At 72.8% G+C, this 23,609-nt stretch carries 16 protein-coding genes; 7 read left to right on the forward strand and 9 right to left on the reverse strand.

Going from position 1 to position 23,609, the window contains the following annotated elements:
* Positions 1-739 precede the first annotated feature (739 nt).
* A complete protein-coding gene (locus V7E46_RS01850) occupies positions 740-1,966 on the forward strand; it encodes a hypothetical protein (protein ID WP_333766748.1) in 1,227 nt (408 codons plus the stop codon).
* Between the two features lie 10 nt (positions 1,967-1,976).
* Positions 1,977-4,154, forward strand: coding sequence for a tetratricopeptide repeat protein (locus V7E46_RS01855; protein ID WP_333766749.1), 2,178 nt, complete (start codon positions 1,977-1,979; stop codon positions 4,152-4,154).
* Here V7E46_RS01855 and V7E46_RS01860 read toward each other — a convergent pair.
* A complete protein-coding gene (locus tag V7E46_RS01860) occupies positions 4,135-4,785 on the reverse strand; it encodes a TetR/AcrR family transcriptional regulator (protein WP_333766750.1) in 651 nt (216 codons plus the stop codon). The genes V7E46_RS01855 and V7E46_RS01860 overlap by 20 nt on opposite strands.
* A gap of 124 nt (positions 4,786-4,909) precedes the next feature.
* On the opposite strand from V7E46_RS01860, the gene V7E46_RS01865 reads away from it, so the two are divergent.
* Positions 4,910-5,350: a hypothetical protein gene (locus V7E46_RS01865; protein WP_333766751.1), complete on the forward strand. Its 441-nt coding sequence runs from the start codon at positions 4,910-4,912 to the stop codon at positions 5,348-5,350.
* A 5-nt stretch (positions 5,351-5,355) separates the two neighbouring features.
* Here the strand turns inward: V7E46_RS01865 and V7E46_RS01870 are convergent, their stop codons facing one another.
* The 4 genes from V7E46_RS01870 to V7E46_RS01885 all read right to left on the reverse strand — a co-directional run bounded on the left by V7E46_RS01870 (position 5,356) and on the right by V7E46_RS01885 (position 11,127).
* Positions 5,356-8,355 carry a hypothetical protein gene (locus V7E46_RS01870; protein WP_333766752.1) on the reverse strand — a complete coding sequence of 1,000 codons (3,000 nt, stop codon included), beginning with the start codon at positions 8,353-8,355 and terminating at the stop codon, positions 5,356-5,358.
* 83 nt (positions 8,356-8,438) lie between these two features.
* On the reverse strand, positions 8,439-8,915 hold the full coding sequence (locus V7E46_RS01875) for a hypothetical protein (protein WP_333766753.1): 477 nt from the start codon (positions 8,913-8,915) through the stop codon (positions 8,439-8,441).
* 285 nt (positions 8,916-9,200) lie between these two features.
* On the reverse strand, positions 9,201-9,581 hold the full coding sequence (locus V7E46_RS01880; protein WP_333766754.1) for an SH3 domain-containing protein: 381 nt from the start codon (positions 9,579-9,581) through the stop codon (positions 9,201-9,203).
* A gap of 271 nt (positions 9,582-9,852) precedes the next feature.
* Positions 9,853-11,127, reverse strand: coding sequence for a serine hydrolase domain-containing protein (locus tag V7E46_RS01885; protein ID WP_333766755.1), 1,275 nt, complete (start codon positions 11,125-11,127; stop codon positions 9,853-9,855).
* A 577-nt stretch (positions 11,128-11,704) separates the two neighbouring features.
* Here V7E46_RS01885 and V7E46_RS01890 point away from each other — a divergent pair.
* From V7E46_RS01890 to V7E46_RS01900, 3 genes are all read left to right on the forward strand, one after another.
* The gene (locus V7E46_RS01890; RefSeq protein ID WP_333766756.1) at positions 11,705-11,953 is read left to right on the forward strand and encodes a hypothetical protein; all 249 of its coding nucleotides are present in this window, start codon (positions 11,705-11,707) and stop codon (positions 11,951-11,953) included.
* Positions 11,954-12,273: 320 nt separating this feature from the next.
* Complete coding sequence (locus V7E46_RS01895; protein ID WP_333766757.1) at positions 12,274-14,586, forward strand: caspase, EACC1-associated type; 2,313 nt, start codon at positions 12,274-12,276, stop codon at positions 14,584-14,586.
* 1,293 nt (positions 14,587-15,879) lie between these two features.
* Positions 15,880-19,473, forward strand: a complete 3,594-nt coding sequence (locus V7E46_RS01900) for an NACHT domain-containing protein (protein WP_333766758.1) — start codon at positions 15,880-15,882, stop codon at positions 19,471-19,473.
* Between the two features lie 122 nt (positions 19,474-19,595).
* Here the strand turns inward: V7E46_RS01900 and V7E46_RS01905 are convergent, their stop codons facing one another.
* Positions 19,596-20,180, reverse strand: coding sequence for an NADAR family protein (locus tag V7E46_RS01905; protein ID WP_333766759.1), 585 nt, complete (start codon positions 20,178-20,180; stop codon positions 19,596-19,598).
* A gap of 112 nt (positions 20,181-20,292) precedes the next feature.
* Here V7E46_RS01905 and V7E46_RS01910 point away from each other — a divergent pair, with 112 nt between their 5' ends.
* Complete coding sequence (locus tag V7E46_RS01910; protein WP_333766760.1) at positions 20,293-20,685, forward strand: TraR/DksA family transcriptional regulator; 393 nt, start codon at positions 20,293-20,295, stop codon at positions 20,683-20,685.
* A 128-nt stretch (positions 20,686-20,813) separates the two neighbouring features.
* Here V7E46_RS01910 and V7E46_RS01915 read toward each other — a convergent pair whose 3' ends face one another.
* The 3 genes from V7E46_RS01915 to V7E46_RS01925 form a co-directional block, all read right to left on the reverse strand.
* Positions 20,814-22,031, reverse strand: a complete 1,218-nt coding sequence (locus V7E46_RS01915; protein ID WP_333766761.1) for a lanthionine synthetase C family protein — start codon at positions 22,029-22,031, stop codon at positions 20,814-20,816.
* A gap of 72 nt (positions 22,032-22,103) precedes the next feature.
* Positions 22,104-22,244 (reverse strand): hypothetical protein, encoded by a 141-nt coding sequence (locus V7E46_RS01920; protein WP_333766762.1) that lies wholly within the window; start codon positions 22,242-22,244, stop codon positions 22,104-22,106.
* A gap of 66 nt (positions 22,245-22,310) precedes the next feature.
* A partial coding sequence (locus V7E46_RS01925) for a lanthionine synthetase LanC family protein (protein ID WP_333766763.1) occupies positions 22,311-23,609 on the reverse strand: 1,299 nt, incomplete at its 5' end.

The following is a 23,609-nucleotide window of genomic DNA, read 5'->3' on the forward strand; positions in this document are numbered from 1 at the left end:
ACAGGACCGAAAGACGATCGTCATTATTTTACACAGCAGTCGCCCGGAGAAGCGGGTAAACTCTTTTCGTCGTGTGACGTAGGACACATGGTGCGTTTTCGGCGGTACGCCTTTTCCGATCCCCCGAGGAGCCGGCGGGCGCAGGACCACAGGGCGAAGATCTCCGCTTTGTCACCCACCGCTCCGAGTGCGCACGTCAAACCGCCGCGGACGGAGGACGCACCCGCGCATCACCCGGGCGCTCGGACCACATATGCCCCGTTTCTCGGCACCCTCGCCAGGGCCTCGCGGACGTGGTAGGCGACTCGCCGTTCCCGGCCCGAGCGGATCCGACATCTGGCCGATACGCCGTGGTGGGCGGATGTGAGCTTTCGGCCAGAGGGAGAAATACTCTTGAAATACATCCGCGCCGCCCAGCAGACTATTTCTCCAGGCCCTGGGTCTGCACCCATCGTTCAGCGCAGGGTACTTTTCCTGAAAAGTGAGGTGAATATCCATGAAGAAATTCCAGGTACGTTCCACAGGACCTATCCGGCTGACCAGCTCGGGCACCTCCGCCTACGGTCTGATCGCCAAGGGATCCGCTCTGCCGCTGTCCTGCCCGGCCCAGTGACCGACATGACGGGCGGGTAAATCCGCCGTGGCGTGCACGGTGTTCATCCGTGCACGCCACGGCGGATCTTCCGGCGGCAGAAAACGATGTCCGGAACAGTCGGCCGACCGCCAGGGGAAAAATTCCGTGGAAAGCTCGCACGTCATACTTCATCCGCTCAGCTTCATCACCGAAGGCGACGAGGTCATCGTCGGCCGGGCGGACACGGAGACCTACGCTGTTTTTCCGGCGGACGCCGCCGACATCGTCCGGCGGCTGCTCGACGGCGCGCCCCTGGACGAGGCAGCCGCCTGGTACGCCGAGGAGTACGGCGAGACCCCCGACATGGGCGATCTCGTCGAGACGCTGCGCGGCCTCGGCTTCGTACGCGACACCGGGGAGACCTCGCCCGTCGCGCCGCCGCGCAATGTGACGCGCTTCGGCCGGCTCGCCCGATGGCTCTTCTCGCCGGTCGCGGGAGTGCTCTTCGTCCTCGCCATGGCCGTCTGCGGCTATGCGATGGCCCAGCACCCCTGGCTGCGCCCCGGGCCTTCACGGATCACCGCCGGGGACTCGCTCCTCGGCCTTCTGCTGATCGTGCTCGTCTCCCAACTGGCCGGTATCGCCCTGCACGAGACCTTTCACGTCCTGGCGGCGCGCCGGCTCGGCGTCCCCGCCAGCGTGACCATAGGGCGGCGGCTGTACTTCCTGGTGTTCCAGACAACCCTGACCGGCCTCATGGGAGTTCCGCGCTCCAAACGCATCCTGCCGTTCTGCGCCGGCCTTCTGGCCGACGCGCTCTTCGGAAGCGCGCTCCTCGGTGTCGCCTGGGCGTGCCACGGACACGGCAGCGCCGCGGCGGCAGCCGGGCACGCGGCAATGGCCGCGCTCTATCTCACCGTCCTGCGGATGGCCTGGCAATTCCTGGTCTTCATGGAGACGGACCTCTATTACGTACTGGCCCAACTCCTGCGCTGCCCGGACCTGCACGCCCTGTCGCGCGCCTATCTGCGCAACCGCTACTGGCAGTTCGTCCGGCGGCCCGAGCGGATGGTGGACCAGTCGGTTCTCACCGGGCACGAACGGGCGGTCGTACGCGTTTACGCGCCCGTGGTCTTCGTCTGCAGTGCCGCGATGATGATGGGAATGCTCACCTTCGCGCTGCCGGCTCTCGGGACGCTGATCCACCGGTTCGCCGTCGGCATCGCCCGCTGGAGCGTGACCGATCCGCACTGGTGGGATTCCGTTCTCACCCTGGTATTCGTGCTGCTCGAACCCGCTCTGGTGGCGGCCATGGCATTTCGCGACCACCGCGGCGGCAAACGGTCCGCGGGTACCGCAGCCCGAATCGACCAGCTCGGTCCTCAACGTTAAGGAGAATGCCGTGAGCGAAGGATCCGGGCATCTGTGGGTGACGGGTGACACCCGTGCGGCGCGCGCTGCTCTGTCCCAGGCCCAGCGCCCCGATGTGACGGTGGACTGCCACCGCCGTCTGCGCGGGCCCTACACCGGTGCAGGCGCCGCGCTCCGCGCGCTGCTGCCGCGGATGAGCGACCTGGACACCGCTGTCCTCGAAGGCCACCGGAAGGAGATCCTGGCCGTCGCTCCCGAACTGGTCGGCCTCATCGGCAAGAACGCCGAGACGCTGACGGTCGCCGTCCCCACCGGGGAGCGCACCCGCTGGTTCCCCGCTAACACCTCCCGCCGGCAGAGCCACGGCATCGTCGACCTCCTGCGTGCCCTCACCGGGCCGGACGGGCAGGACCGCCCGCTGACCCTCGCCTTCGACACGGTCCACGAGGCCGACCCGACCGACGCCGAATTCCTGGCCATCGCCCTGCGCCGCCTCGACCCGTCGCGCGTACGCCTGGTGATCGGCGCCGCGGACGCGGAGCTCCCCACCGAGCTGGCCGAGGCGAAGGCCCGCCACGCGCACCAGCTGCTCGCGCCCGCGGTGGCCCGCCCGCCGCTGACCGGGGACCGCGCCGGCTCCCTCGACGCCGTGCGGGCGTACCTGGCCTCCGACGGTACGTCGGACGACCCCGCGCTGATCGCCGCCTTCCGCGACTGCGACCCGGCCGTACGGGCGCCCCTGCACGACGAGCGGGTCGAGGAACTGCTCGCCGCGGACACCTGGTCGGCCCGCCTCGGCGCCGTGCCCTGGCACCGCAGCCACGGCACCCTGGCCATCGCCGACGTGATCGTCGCGGTGAGCGAGCCCGCCGCGTACTGCATCGGCGCCGCCTACTACGCCGCGGCCCTGCACCTGGTGGAACCGCTGGTCGAACGGGTCGACCCGGAGGCCGATCCGAAGAGCTACTACTACCTGCGGCTGCTGGTCGCCCAGTGCCTCGGCGCCCTCGACCGCCCTGGCGACACGGAGGCCATCTACTGGGACCTCCTGTCCCGGACCAACAGCCCCTGGTCCCACATGTCGATGTACTACGCGCTCGGCATCATCTACACACGGCTCTACGACCCGGACCACCGCGACCACGCCCGGGCCCGGGCCTTCATGAACACCGCCGTCGAGATAGCCAAGCTGCTCCCCGACCCCGACTCCCGGGCCTTCCACACCGTCTTCATGAGCAACGGCAAGGCGCTCGTGGAATCCCACCTCCGCCGCCCCGAGTCCGCGCTGCGCCTGGTCGAGGACGGCATCGCCCAGCTGGACAGCGCGTTGACGCCGGACCAGCACCGCCTGCACCGCTCGGTCCTGCACCACAACCGCTCCCAGGTGCTGGCCGCGGTCGGCCGCCTGGAGGAGGCCATCGCCGACCTCGACCACGTCATCGAGGTCGATCCGATGTACCCGGAGTACCGCTTCGACCGGGGGAACGTGCTCAGCCGACTGGGCCGTCACACCGAGGCGCTGCGCGATTACGACCACGCCGCGCGGCTCGGCCCGCCCTTCCCCGAGCTGTTCCACAACCGCGGCCTCGCCCACGCCGGGAACGGCGACCTCGCGCGGGCCGCCGCCGACTTCGGCTACGTCCTGGACCTGGAGCCCGACCACCTGGAGGGCCGGATCAGCCTCGCGTCGCTGCTGCTGGACACCGGGGACGCGCTGGGCGCCGCGGCCGTGGCGGAAGCGGGTGTCGCGCTGACGGCCGAGGAGCCCCGGCTGCACTGCGCACACGGCCTGGCCCTGCTGGAACTCGGCCAGGCGCAGGAGGCCACCGAGTCGTTCGACCGCGCGCTGGCACTCGACCCGGGCCTGACCGCCGCACGCGTCAACCGGGCGATAGCGGCGTATCAGCACCAGGAGTTCGACCGCGCGCTCGACGACCTGTCCAGCGCGCTGGAGAAGGACCAGGACAACCCGGACCTGCTCTACAACCGCGGCTTCGTCTACGAGGCCCTCGAACAGTGGGACCGGGCCGCCGCCGACTACAGCCGCGCCCTGCACGCGGAAGAGGCGGACCGGTCGGAACTCCTCTACCACCGTGCCCGCTGCCTGGCCGCGGCCGGCCGCACGTCCGACGCCCGGGCCGACCTCCGCGCCCATCTGGCCCTCGGCGACTCCCCGTACGAGCAGGAGATCAGCTCTCTGCTCGGCTGACCCCGGGCGCGGCGCCGGACGGCCAGATCGCGCGCAGCGGTGCCATGCCGTCCTCGACGTAGTCGGCGATCGGGCGCTCACCGCCGTCGAGATACCACTGCTCCAGCGCGGCGAAGTAGCCGAACACCAGCGCGTTCGCCGCCACGCGCGCCTGGGTCGCGGTCATCTCGGCGCGGCCGGCCGCCATCATCGGGGCCATCCGCTGGCTCGCCCGGTCCAGCGCCGCGCACGCGGCCATCCGCACCGACGGCTCCTGGAAGAAGTACCGCACCCGCCGCCAGGGGCCCGGTTCGGCCCGCGGGCCGGGCGGCTGCTCCCCCGCCGGCGCGGCGGTCCGCTCCGGCGGTGATTCGTACCTGAGCACGATCCGCAGCAGGCTGCCGACGGGGTCGTCCAGGTCCAGGATCTCCTCCAGCACCTCCTGGCTCATGCTGTCGAACTCGTCGGCGACAAGGAGCCCTTCCTTGGTGCCGAAGAAGCGGTAGACCGACGACGGCGACACCTCGGCCGCGGCGGCGATCTCCTCGATCGTCACAGCGCCGAAGCCTCGTTCGTCGAACAGATCGAGTGCCCGCTCCTGGATGGCGCGCCTGGCCCTGACGCGCCAGCGTTCCCGCAGACCGGATGCCATCCCGCAAGGCTACCGACAGTCACACTCCTCAGCGAGTGAGGTCCTTTCACTCTTGACCCCTCGCGCACAGCTTTCGTACAGTCACTCGCATGAGAAAGTCACTGTCTGAAAACGGGGGGTCCTGATGGTGACGGCACGCGGCCGGCGCCCGGCCCATGGCGCCGTGGCGGTGGCGCTCGTCCTGTCCGTCGTCCTCGCGGTGGCGGCGATCGTCGACCAGGCCGGCGGGCGCAGCCTCATCGAGCACGCCGACGACGTCTACGCCTCGTCGGGCAAGGAGCCGTCCGCGAGCGTGCTCTACGGCCTCGTCTACGCCGTCGCCGTCGTCGACTTCCTGCTGTGGCTGCTCGTGCTGGGGGTCGCGCGCTCGCACCGCCTTCTGGCGGCGGTCCTGGCCGTGGCCGTGATCGCGGTCTCCGCGGGCCTGGCGGTCCTCCTGCTGGTGTCCACCGAATACGACGCGCGGATCTTCCCGCCGCTGTGGGGTGTCCTGGCGCTCCTGCCGGCCGCCGCGGGCGTCCTCGCGGCAACGCTCCTGCTGCGCGGCAGGTCGGCCCGCGGCTGACGGTGCTAGGAACCGCCAGCCGGCCCTTCGGTGAGCGAGTGGGCCGTGGCAGGCTCTCCACCCTCGGCGGAGAGCTCGCGCCGTACGAGCGCCAGCGTCTCCTCCGCGCTCGCGATGCCGGCTTCCACCGCCGTGGCCAGCCAGGTCTCCGCCTCCGCCAGCTCCCCCCGGCTCGCCAGGATCTGGCCGAGCGTGCGCGCGGCCGAGGGGTTGCCCGCCTGCGCGGCGCTGCGGCACCACTCCTCCGCCTGCTCGGGCTCATCGCGTCCGGCCAGCAGCACCGCGTACTCGTAGGCCGCGTCGGCGTCACCCGCCTCCCCCGCCCGCAGCAGCCAGCGCTCGCCCTCGGCCGATCCGCCGGGCTTGTCGAGCAGGAGCCGGCCCAGCAGGCAGGCGGCCTCCGGCAGGGCTTCGGCCACTTGCCGCAGCCGTGCCTCGGCCTCCTGCGTACGGTCGTCCAGCAGCAGCAGTCCGGCGAGGCGGAGCGTGGCACCCGGATAGCCGCTCTCCTCGGCCGTGCGCCACCAGCGTGCCGCTTCCCCGTACTCACCGCGCTCCGCGAGCAGGACGCCGAGGTTGTTCGCCGCGTTCGGAATCAGCGGCGCGGCCACGCGCCACCAGCGTTCGGCCTCGCCGAGGTCGCCGCTCCTGAACAGCTGGTTCGCGAGGTTGAGGGCGGCGTCGACGCGGCCGCTGTCAGCGGCCATGCGAAGGATCGCCGCGGCGACCTCCGGACGGCCGCCGCGCCGGACCGCCTCGGTGAAGACGAAGGTGTCCAGTGCCGTCTCGTCGGACAGCATCGCGAGCAGCAGGGACCTGGCCTCCACCGGCCGGCCGGTGCTGATCAGGAGGTCGATCAGATTGCGCCGGGCGACCAGGTCGCCCCCCTCGGAGCCGCGCCGGAGCGTCGCCTCGGCCGCCGCCGGGTCCCCCTCGGCCCGCTGCATGAGGCCGAGGTTGTTCAGGGCGGGAAGGTGGCCCGCCGCTCCGGCCCGCTGGTACCAGGCCGCGGCTTCCGCGCTGTCCCCCTGATCGGCCAGCCATACGGCCAGGTTGAACATGGCCACCTCATGGCCGGCCTCGGCGGCGCGGGCGTACCACCGGGCGCCCTCGGTACGGTCGCCGCCCCGGCTCAGCAGCACACCGAGCTCGTTCGCGGCGTCCGCGTGCCCGGCCTGCGCGGCGACCCGCCACCACCGCTCGGCCGCCGGCAGGTCGTCGTTCTGATCGGCGACATGGGCCAGCCGCGCGGCCGCCAGGTCGTGACCGCCCTCGGCAAGGGGCCGCAGCAGCCGTACGCCCTCCGCCTCGTCGCGCAGGCCGACCAGGCTGCCGTACGCGTAGGCCGCCTGGTCGTCGCCCGCCTCCGCGCCCTTGCGCCACCACTCCTCGGCCGCCACCAGGTCGCCGCGCTCGTACGCGAGGGAGCCCAGCGCCCGGAACGCCCCGGCGTGGCCGCCATCTGCCGCCCTGACGAGCCAGGTCTCGGCCCGCTCGTCCTCGCCTTTCCTGCGCAGCAGCATCGCGAGATTGGCTGCCGCGGGCGCCAGCCCCGCCGTCGCGGCGGCCTCGTACCAGCGCCCGGCCTCCTCGGGGTCGTTGCGCAGGTCGCGGACCGCGCCGAGGTTGAGCTGGGCGATGAGGTGGCCCGCCTCGGCCACGGGCCGCAGCAGCGGCTCGATCTCCTCGGGGTCCAGACGCTGCATGAATCCGGCGGAGGTGAAGTTGACGATCGCGTCGTGGTCGCCGCTCTCGGCCAGCGGGCGCCACGCCGTTTCGGCGATGGCCCATCTGCTCGCCCACGACGCGGCCAGCGCGATCAGCGGCCGGGTCCTGTCGTCACCGCTCTCCAGTGCGGTGAGCCAGACGGCGTCCGGTACGGGGCGGGCGTCGGCGACGCGTGCCACGGCGTCCACGAGGTAGTCGAAGGGCCGCCATGTCCCTTCCTCGCTGCCGGGCATGAGCAGGCTGGCGACACCGTAGCGGACCCGCGCCGCCCAGTCGAGCGCGTCCTCGTACGGCTCGGGGCGCAGGACCGCGCCGCCGAGGGCGTCGAGGTGGTGCGGGTGCACCGCGCGCAGCAGCCGCTCGGGCACGTCACCGGTCAGGCCGATACGGGCCAGGTCCACGGCGGCCGCGACGAGGGCGGCGCCGCGCGGATGGCCGCCGCGCGGCGCGGGCCGCACCGCCCTGTGCCACTCCTCCAGCAGCTCGGGCCCGGCGGCCAGGTATTCGGCGATCCCGTGCGGCCCGTGCCGCAGGTGTGCCTCCGCCAGGCGCTCGTCGGGGACCGCGGTCACCCGTTCCAGCTCCGACGCGCTCCACGCCCGGGGCACGACGATCGGCTGCACCATGTCCAGCACCCGGATGCCCGCGTCCGAGGGCACGTGGTCGGGTACCGACGTGCCGGACGTCCGCTCCACGGTGGCCCGGAGCGTGTCGAAGCGCTCGTCCCGGAGCGTGGCCACGATCACGAGCCGGGCCGCGGTGAGCGCGGAGAGCAGCGCGGGCTCCAGCCCGTCGGGCCCGAGATGGCCCTCCAGGTCGTCCAGCCACAGCACGTGCCGGCCGTAGCCCGGGCCGCCTTCCGCCGGGTGGAGCGGCCGCAGGTCGGCGCCGCGCGGCGGGGCGAGCAGCAGATGGCCGGGCAACACCGCGCGAACCGCCTCCAGGGCGGTACGGCTCTTGCCCGAGGTCGAGTCACCGGTGAGCAGCACCATGCCGCCGCAGGCGGACACCGCTCGCAGCGCGTGGCGCACCTGCTCGTCCACGTCCCGGGGGACGTACGGCGGCAGCAGGCCGGCACCACCGTTGCCGCCGGGCGGGGTTGGGCTCGCGAGCGCGTCGGCGCCCGCGTCCGCCCCGCCCGGGCGGGCCCGGTGCACACCGAGGGCGAGCGGATCGCAGTCGGCGACCGGCTGCCAGCGCCGCAGGGCAGCGACGCCGGACGCGGGTGCCCCGTGGTGGTGCTGATGGAATCCGCCGGCCACGGTGTGCACCGCCACACCGCCGACGCCGGCGAGCAGTCGGGCGCCCCACGCGCCGACGTCGAGGGCGGAGTGAGTGGAGGAGGAGTCGCCGGGCGCGCTCAGGTGTGCTGCGGGCCCGGCGCCTGAGGGTTTCCCAGCGAGACGTCCCGCATCCGCAGCGCGGCGACCCCTCCGGCCTCAGCCTTCACACTCACGCCGCCCCCGACGGCGATGCCCTCGCCCTGGGCGGTCACCGCACCCGGCTCGGTGGAAGCGGCGGTGGCGGCCTGCACTTCCTTGACGGCGTCCGCCAGGGCCTGCGCCAGCGCCGCGTCCCCCTGCGCGGCTCCGGTCAGCGCGTGCGTCACCCACCGCCGGGTGCCCTCCGAGACCTCCGCCTGCTCCGAGGCCGCCTCGGACCGCGCCTGGTCCAGCGCCGGATCCTCCCCCAGCGCCCGGGTCACCAGATCGTGGACCTTCGCCATCCCGGCGTCCACCGTCCGGTCGACTTCGGCGTCCGCCGCGTCACCGGCCCGTCGTGCCTTGCGCACCAGATACGCGCACAGATATCCGACGGCGATCTCCGCACCCATCATGTGTCGGCTCCCCCAAGTCCTCGGCCCCACAGCCGAGTTCCGACCGTATCGCCCCCACCCGCGCACTCGCAGCCGATCGCCCCGCCCGCTCCCGGCGTCGGCGGCCGGACGGAACCCGTAGGGACTTGCGGCGATCCGCCGGCCCGGCGCGTACCCGCCCGGTGTCCGGACGCCGGGAGCCCGCCCCCACCCCGTGAGGACAGGCTCCGGCCCTTCCTTGCCGCCTCGCCGGCCGACGCGTCGGATCACGTGCGGCCGGCGAGGAGTGAGCCGCTGGTCAGAGGGTCAGCACCAGGGCACATCGCCAAGGTTGACGACGTAGCGGGCGGCCACCCACCCGGCACGGTCGTACAGCTTGTACCAGCGCGGGTTGCCGTCGACGACCTGTCCGTTGACCTTGCACTTGATGCGGATGACGGTGCCCGGCGGGAAGCTGCCCAGGGCCGCGGAATTGGTGGTGGCCTCGCTGCGGATGGTCAGGGGCAGGTTCGAGACGACCTTGCCTTCGACGTACGCGGCGGCCCGCACGGAGGACACGGACGCGGGCGCGGGCGCGGGGCCCGCGGTGCTGGCGCCCGCCGGGGCGGATCCCAGCACGCTGAGTGCGGCCGCCCCTGCGGTCAGCGCGACGGTGGTCATCAACTTCGGCGTGAAGAACGGTTGCATGACTGCCTTCCTGGTCGATCCCACCGGACGACAACCGGTGGGTCGCGGAACGGGGCTGTCCCGCTCCCCGAGCGTCCACCCGGGCCGGCCGCGCACCGGCCTCCCCGTCCGGAAAACCCCTCCAACGGCCCACACGCAGCAACCCCTTTGGCGGCATGCACCCCGGCTCCGCGGCTCCCCGCGGGCGACCGCGACGGGGCGAACACCGCGCGGCACGCCCGGACATGGGCCGCCGGGGGACGTACACCCCCGAAAGACCGTCTGGGCTGGGCTACTTGCGAAGAACCTCCGGGGAGACGCCGACGGTCTCCTCCGCGGCGACGTGGCCGGCGCCCGCCGCCGCCCGGCGCTTGGCGGCCGGGGAGGACGGGACGCCGCAGAACACCGGGTCGAGGGCGGTTCGTTCGGCGGCGAAGACATCGCCGTTGTTGGAGGCGTTCGCCGCGACCGTCACCTGCCGGGACCCGTCCTTCGTGGTGTACGAGTAGCTCTGGTAGCCCTCCAGGATGCCGTCGTGGCCGTAAACCCGCGTGCCACAGGACAGGGTGTACGCGCGCATGCCGAGGCCGTAGGAAGACGTGCCGGTGGCGTCCACCGGGACCACGGCCTCCATCTCGGCGAGTTGCTCCTCCGGCAGCAGCGCGCCCGCGGTCAGTGCCCGCCAGTACGTGTTGAGGTCCGCGGTGCTGGAGATGGCCGCACCCGCGCTCCAGATCCAGGACGCGGTCTGCGCGGTCGCGTCGAACAGCGGCTTGGAGCGGTCGTCCTGGGTGAGGTAGCCGATGGCGTGTCGGCCGCCGATGTCCGTGCGGGGGACGACGAAACGGGTGTCGTGCATCCCGAGCGGGCGCAGGATCCGCTCGGTGAGGACCGTCGCGAAGGGCTTGCCCGTGATGTGCTCGACAAGCATGCCCAGCACCACGAAGTTGGTGTTGGAATACTGGTACTTGCTGCCCGGGGTGAATTGCGAGCCGTGGGAGAGCGCGCCCGCCACCAGGTCGGCCGGGGCGTACGTCTTGTACCGGAACTGCTGGTAGCCGGTCACCGTGTCGCCCACGAGGATGCCGGGCAGGTCGTTGCTGTAGTCGTACAGCCCGCTGGTGTGGTTGAGCAGGTCCCGCACGGTGATCGGGGAGCCGGCCGGCAGCACACCGGCGGGCAGTTGGCCGGCGGCGGGGGCGTCGAGCCCGACCCGGTGCTGCGCGACGAGTTGCAGCGCGAGCACGGCGGTGAAGTTCTTGGTGATACTGCCGATCCTGAACTGCCCCTTCGGGTCGATCGGCGCCCCGGTCGCGAGGTCACCGGTGCCCACGCCGACCGTGCCGCCGTGGCCGCCGCGGTCGCTGACGAGGGCGTAGGCGCCGGGCGCGCCCGCGGCGACCACGCTGTTCAGCGCCTGCCGCAGTCCCGCGTAGTCAGGGGCCGGGGCGGCTGCCGCGGGGGCGGCGCTCGCCGTGCCCGCGGCGGGCAGAGCGACAGCCGCAGCCGCGAGGGCGGCTGCGGCGACAAGGGTGCGGCGCCTGGCGGCGGGGGAACGGTAGGTCAAGGCGGGACTCCAGTGCAGTGCCGATACGGGCGGTTTGGCCGTGACAGCCGTGAACCGCTACTCCTTCAACCTCCCGACGCACCCGCCGGGTTGCCCCGGGCCGGCAAAGGCGTGCCGTCTACGCAGCCGGGCGCGGGGGGCGCGGCAGCGGCGTCCCGTCGACGTACAGGCCGACGTGCTCGTTGTAGAACGCGACCGTGCCGGCGACGCGGTCGATGGCGGCCGTCGGGAAGTCGTACCCCCAGGGTGCGCCCCCGCGACGTCCGGCCGGTCGGAACGATACGCCCGCCGGGAGCTGAGATCACACCTTTTCCCGTGGAATGCCCATGGATATCCCGCCGCTGGCGTGTTCTCACCGTCGTCGACCCTGCTCCGGGGCGGGTTCCCCACAGCCCGTCGGGCACCGCGGATACGGCTTTCCGGCCAATGCGCAGCGACTGATGGACGGGAGCTCTCGGACAACCGCAGCATCAGCCGCAACTCCGCCTCTCCCTGCTGCGCGGTCGCCCTGAACGGGACCTTCGTCAGCCAGGACCCGGTCACCGCCGCCAAGCTCGTGAACGCGTGGGCGCGGGGCTTGCGTTGGGCGGGGGCGAACCTCCAGGCCACGGCCGAGATCGAGTCCGCCAAGCACCACGTGCCGGACACGGCGGCGAACATCCTGCCGGTGCTCCAGACGCTCACCTTCGACCCGTCGCCCACGAACCTCCAGGAGCAACTGGAGCCCGGCATCTCCAAGGTCATCCACACCGGTTTCCTCCCCGCCACCACCGACGCCAAGGCGCTCGCCGACAAGGTCTTCGTCAACCCTGGTCTCAACTTCTGAGGAAGACCAAGGATCGCCGGGGCGGACTCCGTCCGGCCGTTCCCCGGCCGGTGGGCATACGGTTCCCCCTCCGTGCGCCGGTCTTCCCCGGAACGTGGGGTCCGGGACACGGTTCTCCTCGTGAGACGGCCACCGCGGGGGCGCGGAACCGCCGGGTCGGCGGACCGCGCCGTGCGGGCCCCCGAAAGGTCGGTGTTCGGTACGATTCGCTCCGGGGAGGTGGGCCATGGTCCTCGGGGACGTCGAGGTCGTCGGGCACGCGCCGGTGGCGCATGTCGTGGCGGCGACGGACGCGGCGGACGTCCCGGAGCCGGGTGACGATGGCGGAGCGTGAGGCGCTGGTCGTCACCACCTCGGTCTACGACGACCCGCGTTGGAACCGGCTGTACGCCCCCGGCCACGACGGCAGCGCGCTCGGCGACGTCCTCGCGGACCAGGACATCGGCGGATTCACCGTCCACCACGTCGTCGATCAGCCCGCCCATGTGGTCCGGCGCAGGATCGACACCTTCCTCGCCCGCCGCGGGACCACCGACGAACTGCTGCTCTACTTCTCCTGCCACGGCGTCAAGGACGACGACGGGCGGCTGTATCTGGCCGCCGCCGACACGGAGTTCGACCGGGACCTGCTCGAATCCACCGCGGTCTCCGCGGCCTTCCTCAACGGCCGGCTGAACAACTGCCGGGCGCGCAACAAGCTGCTGCTGCTCGACTGCTGCTACAGCGGGGCTTTCGACCCGCGCGCGAAGGGGCTTCCGTCGGCCGGCATCGCCGAGCACCTCGGGAGGGCCGGCACCGCCGTCATCACGTCCACCAACGAGCTCCAGCTCGCGTGGGAAGGAGACCGGCTCACCGACCGCGGCGGGAACGCCGCGACGATGTCGGTGTTCACCTCTGTGGTCGTGGAGGGCCTGCGCACCGGGAAGGCCGACCGGGACGCGGACGGCCGGGTCTGCGTCGACGACCTGTTCCACTACGCCAGTGACGCCATGGCCGCCAGGGGAGCCAGGCAGACCCCCCGGCGCTGGGTGCTGGGGAGCGAGGCCTCGATGGTCGTCGCCCGCAGCGCGGCGGCCGGGACGCGGCCGGTCGGCCCGCCCGCACCGCACGCGTCCGTACCGCCGATGCCGCCGCGCGACCGGCGGGCGTACGAGATCCACGCCGGCGTCTCGGCCGCGGCCGACGCGATCCGCGGCACGGTGGGTCCGGTGCGGCGCTTCGCGGTGATCCAGACCGCCGACGGCACCCTGCTGCGTACCGCCGACTCCGCCGCCGCGGTCCGCGCGCTCACCCCCGCGACGGCCTGGGCCGGGCTCGGCCTGGACCTGGCGCGGGATCTGGTGACACGGATGCGCGCGCAGTCCTGCGACGGAGCGGCCGGCGCGGTCCTCGTCCTGGAGAGCCTGCTGCGGTCGCTGCAACCCGCGCTGGCTGCGGGGACGCACCCGGCGCTGCTGGCCAGGGGCATCGAAACGGTGACCGGGGCCGCGGGTTCCGGCCTGCTGCCGCTGGCGCGGGAGGTGCAGTCCGCGCTGGACCTCCAGCAGATCGGCACCACCGTCACCGGTGATCCGCAGGTCGGCGGCATCGTCTCCCAGGCCCTGGACAAGGTCGGCCGCGAAGGCGTCGTGAAAGTCGAAGCGGGCACCATCCCCGGTCTCGGCCTCAGGGTCGAGGAGGACCTGCGGCTGGACTGCCCGCGCCTGCTGCCGCCCTCGCGGACGGGAGAGCCGGCCGGCGGCATCGTCCTGGAGCGGCCCTATCTCGCGCTGTGCGACTTCCGCCTGCCGTCGCCGACGACGCTGAAGCCTCTTCTCGACGTCGTGGACGCCACGGGCCGCCCGCTCCTCGTGCTCGCCTACGGCAGCGTGCACGATGTACTGCCGTCCGGGACCGGCAGCGGGGTCCAGGCGGTGGTCGCCGCCGCCGGCACGGAGACCCTCCGGGACGTGGCGGCCTGGACCGGCGCCGCGGTCCTCGCGGACGAGGCGGCGCTGCGCTCGGCCGACCTGGAGTGCCTCGGCACCGCGCGCAGGGCGGTGGCCGCACCGTCCTCGCTGGCGCTCACCGACGGCACGGGCCACCTCGCCGCCATGACGAGCCGCATCGACGTCATCCGCGCCCTGATCGAGAACGCCCCCTCGGAAGCGGAGCGCACGCGGCAGCGCGAGCGTCTGGCCCGGTTCGCCGGCGGGCTCGCCGTGGTGCGGGTCGGCGCGGCGAACGAGAGCGCGCTGCGCGAACGCACAGCGCTCGTCCAGACCGCTGTCCTGATCTGCCGGGCCGCCGTCGACGGCGGCATGCTCCCGGGCGCGGCGGCGGCCCTCGCGCAGGTGGGCCGGCACCTCGGCGCGGGTTTCGGCGGCGCGCCTCCCCATGTCCGCACCCTCGCCGCCGCCCTGGGCCAGGCACTGGCCGTTCCGCTGCTGACCGTCGCGGCGAACGCGGGCGAGGCGGATCCGGCCACGATCGCCGACCGCCTCGCCGCCGTCTGGCCCGGGTCCACCTACGACGCCGTCTCCGGCTCGTTCCAGGAGACGGGTACGGCCGGGGTGTGGGACCCCTTCTCCGTACAGGTCGGCCTGCTCCAGGCGGTCGGTGACGCGGCCCGCGAATACCTCGCGATGGTCTGAGCTTGACGCTGTCGGGGATCTTCGCTTTGCGGGACTCCCCGCTTCCTTTCAGGCGCTGCTGCTTGGGGTGCCGATACGGTTCTCATGTTCGCGGCGGAACCTGCGTCGTGCAGAGAGGATCAGCCGCAGGCGCACGGGGGCAGAGGGACGCCGAGCGCGGCCGCCCGGCCGGCGCCTCCCAGGGCACGGGCGTCGACTTCGTGGTGAGCGCGGGCCACGCCGAAGGCGGGCGAGGGAAAGCCGCCCACGCCGCTGGCGCTGCCCTGCCAGTCGGTGGGTCCATGGCTGCGGGACTGCCTCAGCACTTGACCCCCGAGGTCTCCCACTGCACCGCCCTCCGGCCCAGGACGACCGCCGAGCCTGACGCACCGGCCGATCCGATAGTGTCCCGCCGTATGAACACCGCAACGAGGGGCGCGATATGCGCAGTGTCCGCGCTGACCGCTGCCGCCCTCGCAGCGGCCTGCAGCGCTTCCCCCTCCGGACCCGTACCGCCGGGCTCGCCGAGTCCGTCAGCCGCCCTCAGCTCGCCGCCGTCCCCACCCGTCACCGGTCCCGCTGCTGCCGTCTCGGCGGGGCAGTTCACGATCCCGCCCGGCACTTACTCCCGGCCGACGGCCACGGGCATCTGCACCCCTGGTGACCTCGTTTTCCACGCTCGTGACGGCAAGACGTACTCGTGCGAGCGGAACGGCAGCCCGAAGCTCATCAGCCCTGCCCACTGACCCATGCTCCCCGTCGTGGCCGGCCCCGGTGCCCTCCTGCGCTACTGGCGGGCCGGACAGCTCGGCGGACCGCTGCCCTTCGTCTCGCTCGCCGAACCCGCACCATCTGGCAGTGCTGATACGTCCCGGCTTTGCCAGGGCCGCTCCCGCCCTCTCCGGCACCACCCGGGTCAGGCCGCCCTCAGCTACACTGACCTGCTGCGACAGGCCAGAGGTGACGGTCTTTCACCTCCACTCGAACCACAGCGCCTCACGGTGCAATCAAGATCACCGACAGAGTCGAGCTAAGGGCTGTCCCGTAATCCCCGGCAGGCATGCGGCAACAGCTACGGCACCTCGCTGTGCTGTCGGGATCATCCGAATACGACCCGGTATGAGGAGACCCTCCGCCTTGCGATACACCGCATCTGACGCCGCGCGCTGATCCGCCGGGGATTACGGGACAGCCCTGAGGACGCCGCCCGGACCAGACGGCACGGTAGGCGTACGCGCACAGCGGGTAGGGAACAGACAACCGCATCGGGGGTGGACCGGACATGCCGGTCCGAATGCGCGGAGGTGCACGCGGATGTCCGCAGACGGATTCGACTCTCTGGCAGTGGCTCTGGTGGGGGCGTCGTTCCGGGTGGCGCTGGACCGCCCGGATGACCAGGTGCTGAACAGCCCGCAGGCCGTCGCCGCCGCCCTGATCCGCAAGGACACCGGCCTGCGCGACCAGCGCGCCCTGGCCCGCGCCGTCGAGGCCGCCAAGGACCAACTCGGCGCCGCCCTGGAGGCGTTCGACAGCAACCGGCGCGAGCCGGTCACCGCCGAGCAGAAGGACCGGGTGATCGCGGGGATCATCAGCGCCCTGGCAGGCCTGCGCCTGACACAGGGCGGGATGGCCGCGCTCGGCCCCCGCGGCGAGAGCGTCGACCTCCTGCTGCGGCGGGAGGCGGTCAAGTCCTGGGGCGAGGCGGGCGCGGACCAGGAGGTCCACCGCTACGGACGCGTCCTCATGCGGCACGCCGCCCAGTACGTCAGGTCCCTGGTCAGCCATCTGACCACGGTGGTGCGCGAGGTGGGCCAGGTGCCGCCCGGCATGCTCGTCCAGGCGGTCGAACGCGGCCTGACCGAAGGGGTGGAGGCGGTACGGATCCCCACCGCCCACAAGGACGTCAGCGACGAGGTCAGCACCTTCGAGAGCCAGTACGCGACAGCCGTCATCGAGGCGTACGACACGATGGAGCTGTTCGGCATCGACATACCGGAGATCCTGCGCCGCCAGCCGGTCGACGTCGGCTACATCACCCTGCAGTCCTCGACCCGCGACGCCCGCCACACGGACGGCACGTCGCGCGCCAACGTGGACACCATGATCGCCGACGCCTGCCGTGTACGGCGGGACCGCCACGGCCGCCGGCTGGCCGCCCGCCCGGCGCAGCCTGCGGAGCACCCGCGCCCGTACCGCGTACTGCTCACCGGCGCCGCCGGTTCCGGCAAGACGACCGTGACCCAGTGGCTGGCGCTCGGCGCCGCCCGCAGCAGCTTCCCCGAAGCGCTGCGGCGCTGGCAGGACCTGCTGCCCTTCGTCATCCAGCTGCGGTACATCTTCAGCGACGGCAAACCGCGCCGCCTCGACGTCGCCGACCTGGCCCGGGTCGCCACCCGGCGGCTCGGGAAGCTCCCGGCCGACTGGCTGCACGAGCGGCTCGACCAAGGCAGGGCCCTGGTGATCCTGGACGGCTTCGACGAGCTGCCGCCGCTTCCGCACCGGCACCGGCACGATGTGTACCAGTGGATCAAGTCGCTGATCACGCAGTATCCGGCCGCCCGGTTCATCGTCACCTCGCGCCCTGAGGGCCTGGACACCTCCTGGTTCGACCGGCACGACTTCGACCACCTGGAACTGGACGCCATGGGGCTGCCGGCGATCCAGAGCTTCGTCCACCGCTGGTATCTGCCGCTGCTGTCGTCGGTCCCCGGCAACCGCAAGAAGGTGTACACCCAGCGCAGGAACCGGCTGCTGGAGCACATTGCCAGCCGCCCGCTGGTGCGGGACCTCGCCGAGACACCCCTGCTGTGCGCGATGCTGTGCGCCTTCTACGCCATCAACGAGACCGTCGAGCCCAGAAGCCGCGCGCACCTGTACGAGCAGGTGATCAACGCCCTGACGAACGCGCGGGAGATCCAGCGGCAGGTGCCGATGGCCGACCAGATCGACCTGTCCGACAAGCGGGCCTTCCTCCAGGCCATCGCGCGGTACATGGCCGACAACGCGCTCACCACCATCCGGCTGCGCCCGCTCACCGCCTTCACCCCGCCGTCCGCGCACGCCTGGGACGAGCTGCGGGAGCACGACCGGGGCGATGTGACGGTCCACGAGCTGCTCACCGACCTGATCAGCGGCTTCGTCGGCTCGCGCACCACGGTCGACCACGCGCTGCGCTACGTCGCCCAGCGCAGCGCCGTCCTCCAGCATGTCGGCGGCAATGAGGTGCAGTTCGCCCACCGCACCTTCCAGGAGTATCTGGCCGCCTGCGACTACGCCGACCGCGGCGAGGCGCAGAGCATCGTGCCGCAACTGCGCAACGGCGATCCGATCTGGTGGCGGATCGCGGCGTTCGCCGCGGCCAAGTGCAACCGGCGCGACGCCAGCGCCCTCGTGCGGAGCCTGATGGCGGAGGCCGACAGCTCACCCGACCAGCGCCGGGAGCTGCAACTGCTCATCGCCGAGTGCGTGAGCACGGCCAAGGTCGAGCTGGAGATCGTCGAACCCGTCCGGGCGCATCTCGCCGAGATCTTCCCGCCCCGCGACCGCGACGAGGCCGCCAAGCTCGTGCGCTCCCGCAACGGGGACCACGTACTGGGCTGGCTCGCCGGGCACACCCACGACCCGGCCTGGGCGGACGCCTGCATCGTCGCCGCCGCGCACATCGGCACACCCGAGGCCATGACGCTGATACGGGACTACGCCGTGGACCTGACCGGGAAGGCCACGACGCCGGCCTGGGCCCGGGAGGTCCTCACCGAGGTGTGGGACCGCTTCGACCCGACGGACTTCGCCCGGCGCGTGCTCAGCGAGGTCACCTTCGGCGACGCGACCGTGCACATCGACACGGCGGCCAAGATGAAGGCGGTCGGCCAGCTCCCCGCGGTCCGCCGCCTCGTCTTCGGCGGCAGCGCCGGATCGGCGCACGCGGACCTCGATTCCTGGAAGGGCCTGCACAGCATCGAGGAGCTGGACTGCACCGCGCTCAAACTGCACAGCCTGGAAGGTATCGACGCCCTCGACACCCTGGTGTCCCTGAGTTTCCTCGCGGGCGAGCTGCTGCGGGACTTCACCCCGCTGTCCGCGCTGACGGGGCTGCGGCACCTGTTCGTCCTGCAAGGCCGGCACATGACCGACGGGGCTTTCCTGGCGCCGCTGCGCAATCTGCAGAATCTGCTCCTGGACAAGCCGGAATTCGACGACTGGTCCTGGCTGCGACCGCTGGCGGAGCTTCGCAATCTGCAGGTCTCCGGCGGGACGCTGCACGACCTGGACGCGCTGCGGCACCTCGGCGACCTGCGGACCCTGCGGCTGAACCCCACCGGCGGGCTGTACGACGCCGGCTCCCTCACCGAGCTGCGCAGCCTGCGCCGGCTGAACCTGACGCTCGCCGCGGACCGGCCGGGCCCCGTTGTCCTGTCCGACGCCTCCGAGAGCCGCCTGCGCGAGGTGACCCTCAACGGCAGGCCCACCCGCGCCGATGTGCAGAGCGTGGCGTCGTGCGGTGTCCTCACGCTGCTGAGCGCGAACAGGGTGGAGGACCTCACGTCCCTGTCCGCCGTGGAGCCGCTGCACCGCCTGCGCCAGCTCAAGCTGGAGAACTGCCGCTCCCTCACGGCCATCGACGGCATCGGCGGAATGCGGGACCTACGACGCCTCGACCTGAGCGGCAGCGCCGTCCAGGACCTCGCACCGCTGACCGGTCTGACGCACCTGGAGGAGGTCGTCCTCGAACGCTGCTCGGCGCTGACTAACATCGAGCCGCTGCTCTCCCTGCCGGCCCTGCGCCGCGTCAGCTTCGACGGGATCAGCGACTGGCTCCCCCTCGACGTGATCGACGAGCTGAAGGACGCCCGCTCGGTGAACGTGAACTTCGACTCCTACCTGATGGTCGGCCACGGAAGCGCCTGACCCGGCGGGCCGCGAGATGACGCTCCCGCGCCTTCTCCGGTCGCACGGCGGCGGCGGGCGCGTATGACGTCCGCCTGCTCCCCTCCGCCGAGCTGCCCGCCCGAGCGGCAACGGGGCTGCGCTCAGCGGGACTTCTCCTCGTCGGCCAGTCGGGCGCGGGCCTCCATCAGGGCGAAGCCGAGCAGGTTCTCGCCGCGCCAGCGGGCGGGATCGGTGGCGCGGTCGTCGGAGGCGGCGAGCCCGATGCCCCACAGCCGGTCGCGCGGGCTGGCCTCGACCAGGATCCGCCTGCCCGTGCCGAGCAGGTACGAGCGCAGGGCCGCGTCCTGCCCGAACTTCGCGAGATTGCCCGCGACGACCAGAGCGAAGCGGGCGGCAACCCATCGTGCGTCATCGAAACCGCGGACCAGCCGCCCGAGGTTCTTGGCCTCGGCAGGGGTGCGGGCGCCGAGCACCGCCGCGAGCGAGGCGTCATCGCCGAACAGCCGGGCCTTGCCCGCCATCATCCAGTGCTCCGCACTGCCGTACGTCACACCGTCGACGGCGAATGACGAAGGCCACCACTGGCTGAGCACGCCCGGGCCGATCGAGCCGTCCCGCTGCGGCCGGTGTCCCCAGAACAGCAGCCACTTCGCCGGCGCTCCGGCGGCGATGAGCGCCGCGAGGTCTTCCCGCGTGCGGGCCTGAACCGTGTCGATCGTCTCCATGACAGGAATCCTCGCAGCCACCACCGACACCGGCCGAACGGATTCTCCGGCTCGGTCCGCTGGTCCGTCCGTCTCCCGGAATGGGAACGCGGACGCCGGTGTTGTGGTGGTAATGAGCGATTCGCACCATCATGCCCCTGTGTCCTCCGCGGACGATGACGCCACCCGTGAACGCCTGACGGACGCCCGCGATGCCACGAGTGCGCAGATCGCGGCCCTGAGCCGGGAATACGACGGGATCGTCGAGGCGAACTCCCTCGTCGCGGTCGATGACGAGCATGATCCCGAGGGGTCGAGCACCGCTTTCGAGCGGGCACACATCGGCGCCCTGCTGGGGCAGGCGCGGGACCACCTGGCCGCCCTGGACCTCGCGCTGGAGCGGCTCGATCGGGGCGGGTACGGCCGGTGCGAGGTCTGCGGCGGGCCGATCCCGCCGGAACGCCTCGACGTGCTCCCGGCAGCCACCACCTGCGTCCGGTGCGCCGCCGCGTCCCGCACGCGCTGACCTGGGCATATCTGCGGGGGATTGCCGCACCGGCCCGGGTCGGCGGACGGCGACCGGCTGCCTTTCCACGCGGCGAAGGTCCCCACGGCCGCCCCGGGCGGGCGGCCCCGCGGACCCTGCCCGGCGTCTCAGGCCAGCAGCAGCGCGCGGTCCCAGGTCGGCGGGACGCTGGTCGCGGCGGCCAGCAGGGCGAGCGCCGTACCCGCCGCGCCGGTCAGCAAGCCGGGGTCCCGGATCCGGTTCGGCCCGGCCGACTCCACCAGCCGGCCGGTCAGTTCGACCGCGGCCGTCGCGAAGAAGGGGTCGCCGGTGTCGTGCGCGAACCGCAGCGTGATCTGGAGCAGTCCGGCCACACCGTGGCACAGGCCGGCCTCCGGGTGGGTCCGGTGCCGGGCCAGCGGCCGTAGCAGCGCGGCTGTGACCGTACCGGCCGCGACGTCCCGCAGCGACCGGTCGTCGAGCGCCACGCCTGCCAGCCACAGGGACCGGGCGATCCCGGGGCTGCCGTAGCACCACGAACTGTCGGCGGCGGGGGTGGCCGACCGGTCGGGCAGGGCGACCAGCCGCGGCCAGTCGGGGCCGAAGCGGTCGTCCGCACGCTGGGCGAGCAGCCAGCCGGCCGCCCTTTCCACGGCTTCCCGCTGCCCCGGGACGGAGACGCCGGCGCCGAGGGCCAGCGCGAGCAGTGCCAGCGGGCCTGCGATGCCGTGGGATACACCGCAGTTGAGAGCGCCGCCGGGATAGAGCCTCGGCAGTGCGTCGCCGCTCAGGGCCGCGGCCGGCGTGTGCCAGTGCGGCACTCCGGCCCGCTCACCGCACAGCGCCACCAGCGCGCCGAGCACATCGCTCAGTGCCGCCGCCGCACCCGGCTCCGCGGCTCGGCACAGCAGGTAGGCGCCGGTGCCAGTCAGCCCGGAGATCACGTCGAAGGCCCGGGCGGCCACGCCGTGCGTACCGCCGCCCAGCTCGCGCGCCCCCGCGGTCGCCGCGCCCTCGATGCCGCGGTCCAGCGCCGCGCGCACACCCTCGTCGGCCGCCACCGTACGGGCGGCGAAAGCCAGCCCGCCGAGGCCCCGGTAGAGGCCCGCGGTGCGCACCGCCCCGGGTCGCCCGGCGCCGCGCAGCGCGGCGGCGAGATAGCCGCCGGCCGGTACGTCCCAGCCCTGCCCCGGCAGGCAGCGGTCCAGCTGGTGGAAGGCCAGGGCGAGGCCCGCGCCGCCTGCCGCCAGGTCGGGCGGGACCGCGCGGGGGGCGGTGCCCGGCCGTCCGACCAGGGCGGCCACCGTACGCAGCGCCGCCGCTCTGGCGTCCGCGGGCAGGACACAGGCCCACTCCGGTGCTGTCACCTCGGCATCGTCCCCGTACGAGAGGGCTTGTGCGGACGTGGCGAACCACACCCGCACAAGCCCGGCGTATCACTACTGGCCGTCACCGAACGGAACGGCGCACAGGTCGGTGTCCTCGAAGCTGTGGTGGCCGGTGTCGCAACACATCATCGGCTCCAGCAGCTGCTCGTCCGTTTCGGGCAGTTCCTGCAGTTCCAGTACCTGGGACTCCATGGTGCTGTCTCCCTTCGGGTGTGCTTCTCGGTGTTCTTCTCCTGGTGCCGGCGGCATCAGGGCCGGTCAACGGGTGTCGACCAGCCACGAACGGCTGCCGCCGTGTCTGAGGCGCAGCAGAAAGTCCAGTACGCCGGCGTAGCCGACGTGATAGCTCGCGCAGATGTCGCGCAGGGTGTCGTCCGGCACCACCAGCCGTCCCTGCCTGCGGGCCGCTCTGACGAGGAGGGCGGTGGCACTCTCCCCCGCCCATCGGCGGTACCGCTCCTCGCCGGTCGCGTCCGCGAGGTCGAGCAGCAACTCCGCGTTGCCGGACACGCCGTGGCAGTTCCCCGGGCCGAGCCGCCAGCGGTCCTGGTGCACGGCGACCGCCGCACGCTCGGCGAACTCGCGGAATTCCCGGACCCCGGTCAGCTGCCAGAGCCGGACGAGGCAGGTGCCGATACCGGAGGCGCCGTTGCACCAGAAGTTCAGACCGGTGCGCTCGGTGCGGCCCGGCCCCTTGGGCCAGAGGGCCGAGTCGCCCCGCCGCTCGGCGACGGCGCAGAGCGCGTGCCCGGCGCCCACGGCGATCTCGATCAGGTCGGGCCGGTCCAGGTCGCGCCCTGCGGCGAGCAGGAAGGCGGCCTGCCCGGCGACCCCGTGGCCGAATCCGTACGAGCCGCAGCCGGCCAGCTCCGACCGGTGCTCCGGCCCGAGCGGCCAGTCCACCCCGCCCTCCGCCTGCGCGGTCAGCCGGACCACCGAGTCCGCGCACCGCGCCGCCCGCGCGGCGAAGCGCTCGTCGCCGGTCGCGTGCCACAGGTGCAGCTGCGCGGTCCCGGCGCCGGCGAGGCCGTGGCAGATATCGGGGTTGTGCCAGTCGAGCGGGATACGCAGCGCGTACTCGGTCGCGCGCCCCGCCAGCGCCTCGTCGCCGAGGGTGCGGGCAGCGCTGTGCAGGGCCCACGCCGTACCGGAACGGCCGAAGTACAGGCCGGGCAGGACGCGGCTCGGCCGGGTCAGCCGCTCGTCCAGCCACTGTGCGGCGGTGCGCAGCGTCGGCTCGGCCGAGCTGTGGCCGCAGTGTACGGCCCGGTCCAGTACGGCCAGGATGCCGGCCGCGCCCATCTGGACGTTGCACGCGTCGCCTTGGGGCAAGGACCGCGGCCGGTCCCACAGGTACGCGCCCGCCGGGTCGATCGTCCCGGCGAGGTGGGCCAGGCCGTCGCTGAGCAGCCGGCCGGCGGCCGGCGCGCCGGCCTCGCCGCTCGCGCCGGGGAACGGCGCGCCGGCCTCGCCGACCGCGGTGCGGGACGACGGCGGTACGTCGGCCTCGCCGACCGCGGTGCGGGACGACGGCGGTACGTCGGCCTCGCCGACCGC

The sequence above is a fragment of the Streptomyces sp. IBSBF 2435 genome (assembly GCF_036815005.1).
In the GTDB taxonomy this organism is placed as follows: Bacteria; Actinomycetota; Actinomycetes; order Streptomycetales; family Streptomycetaceae; genus Actinacidiphila.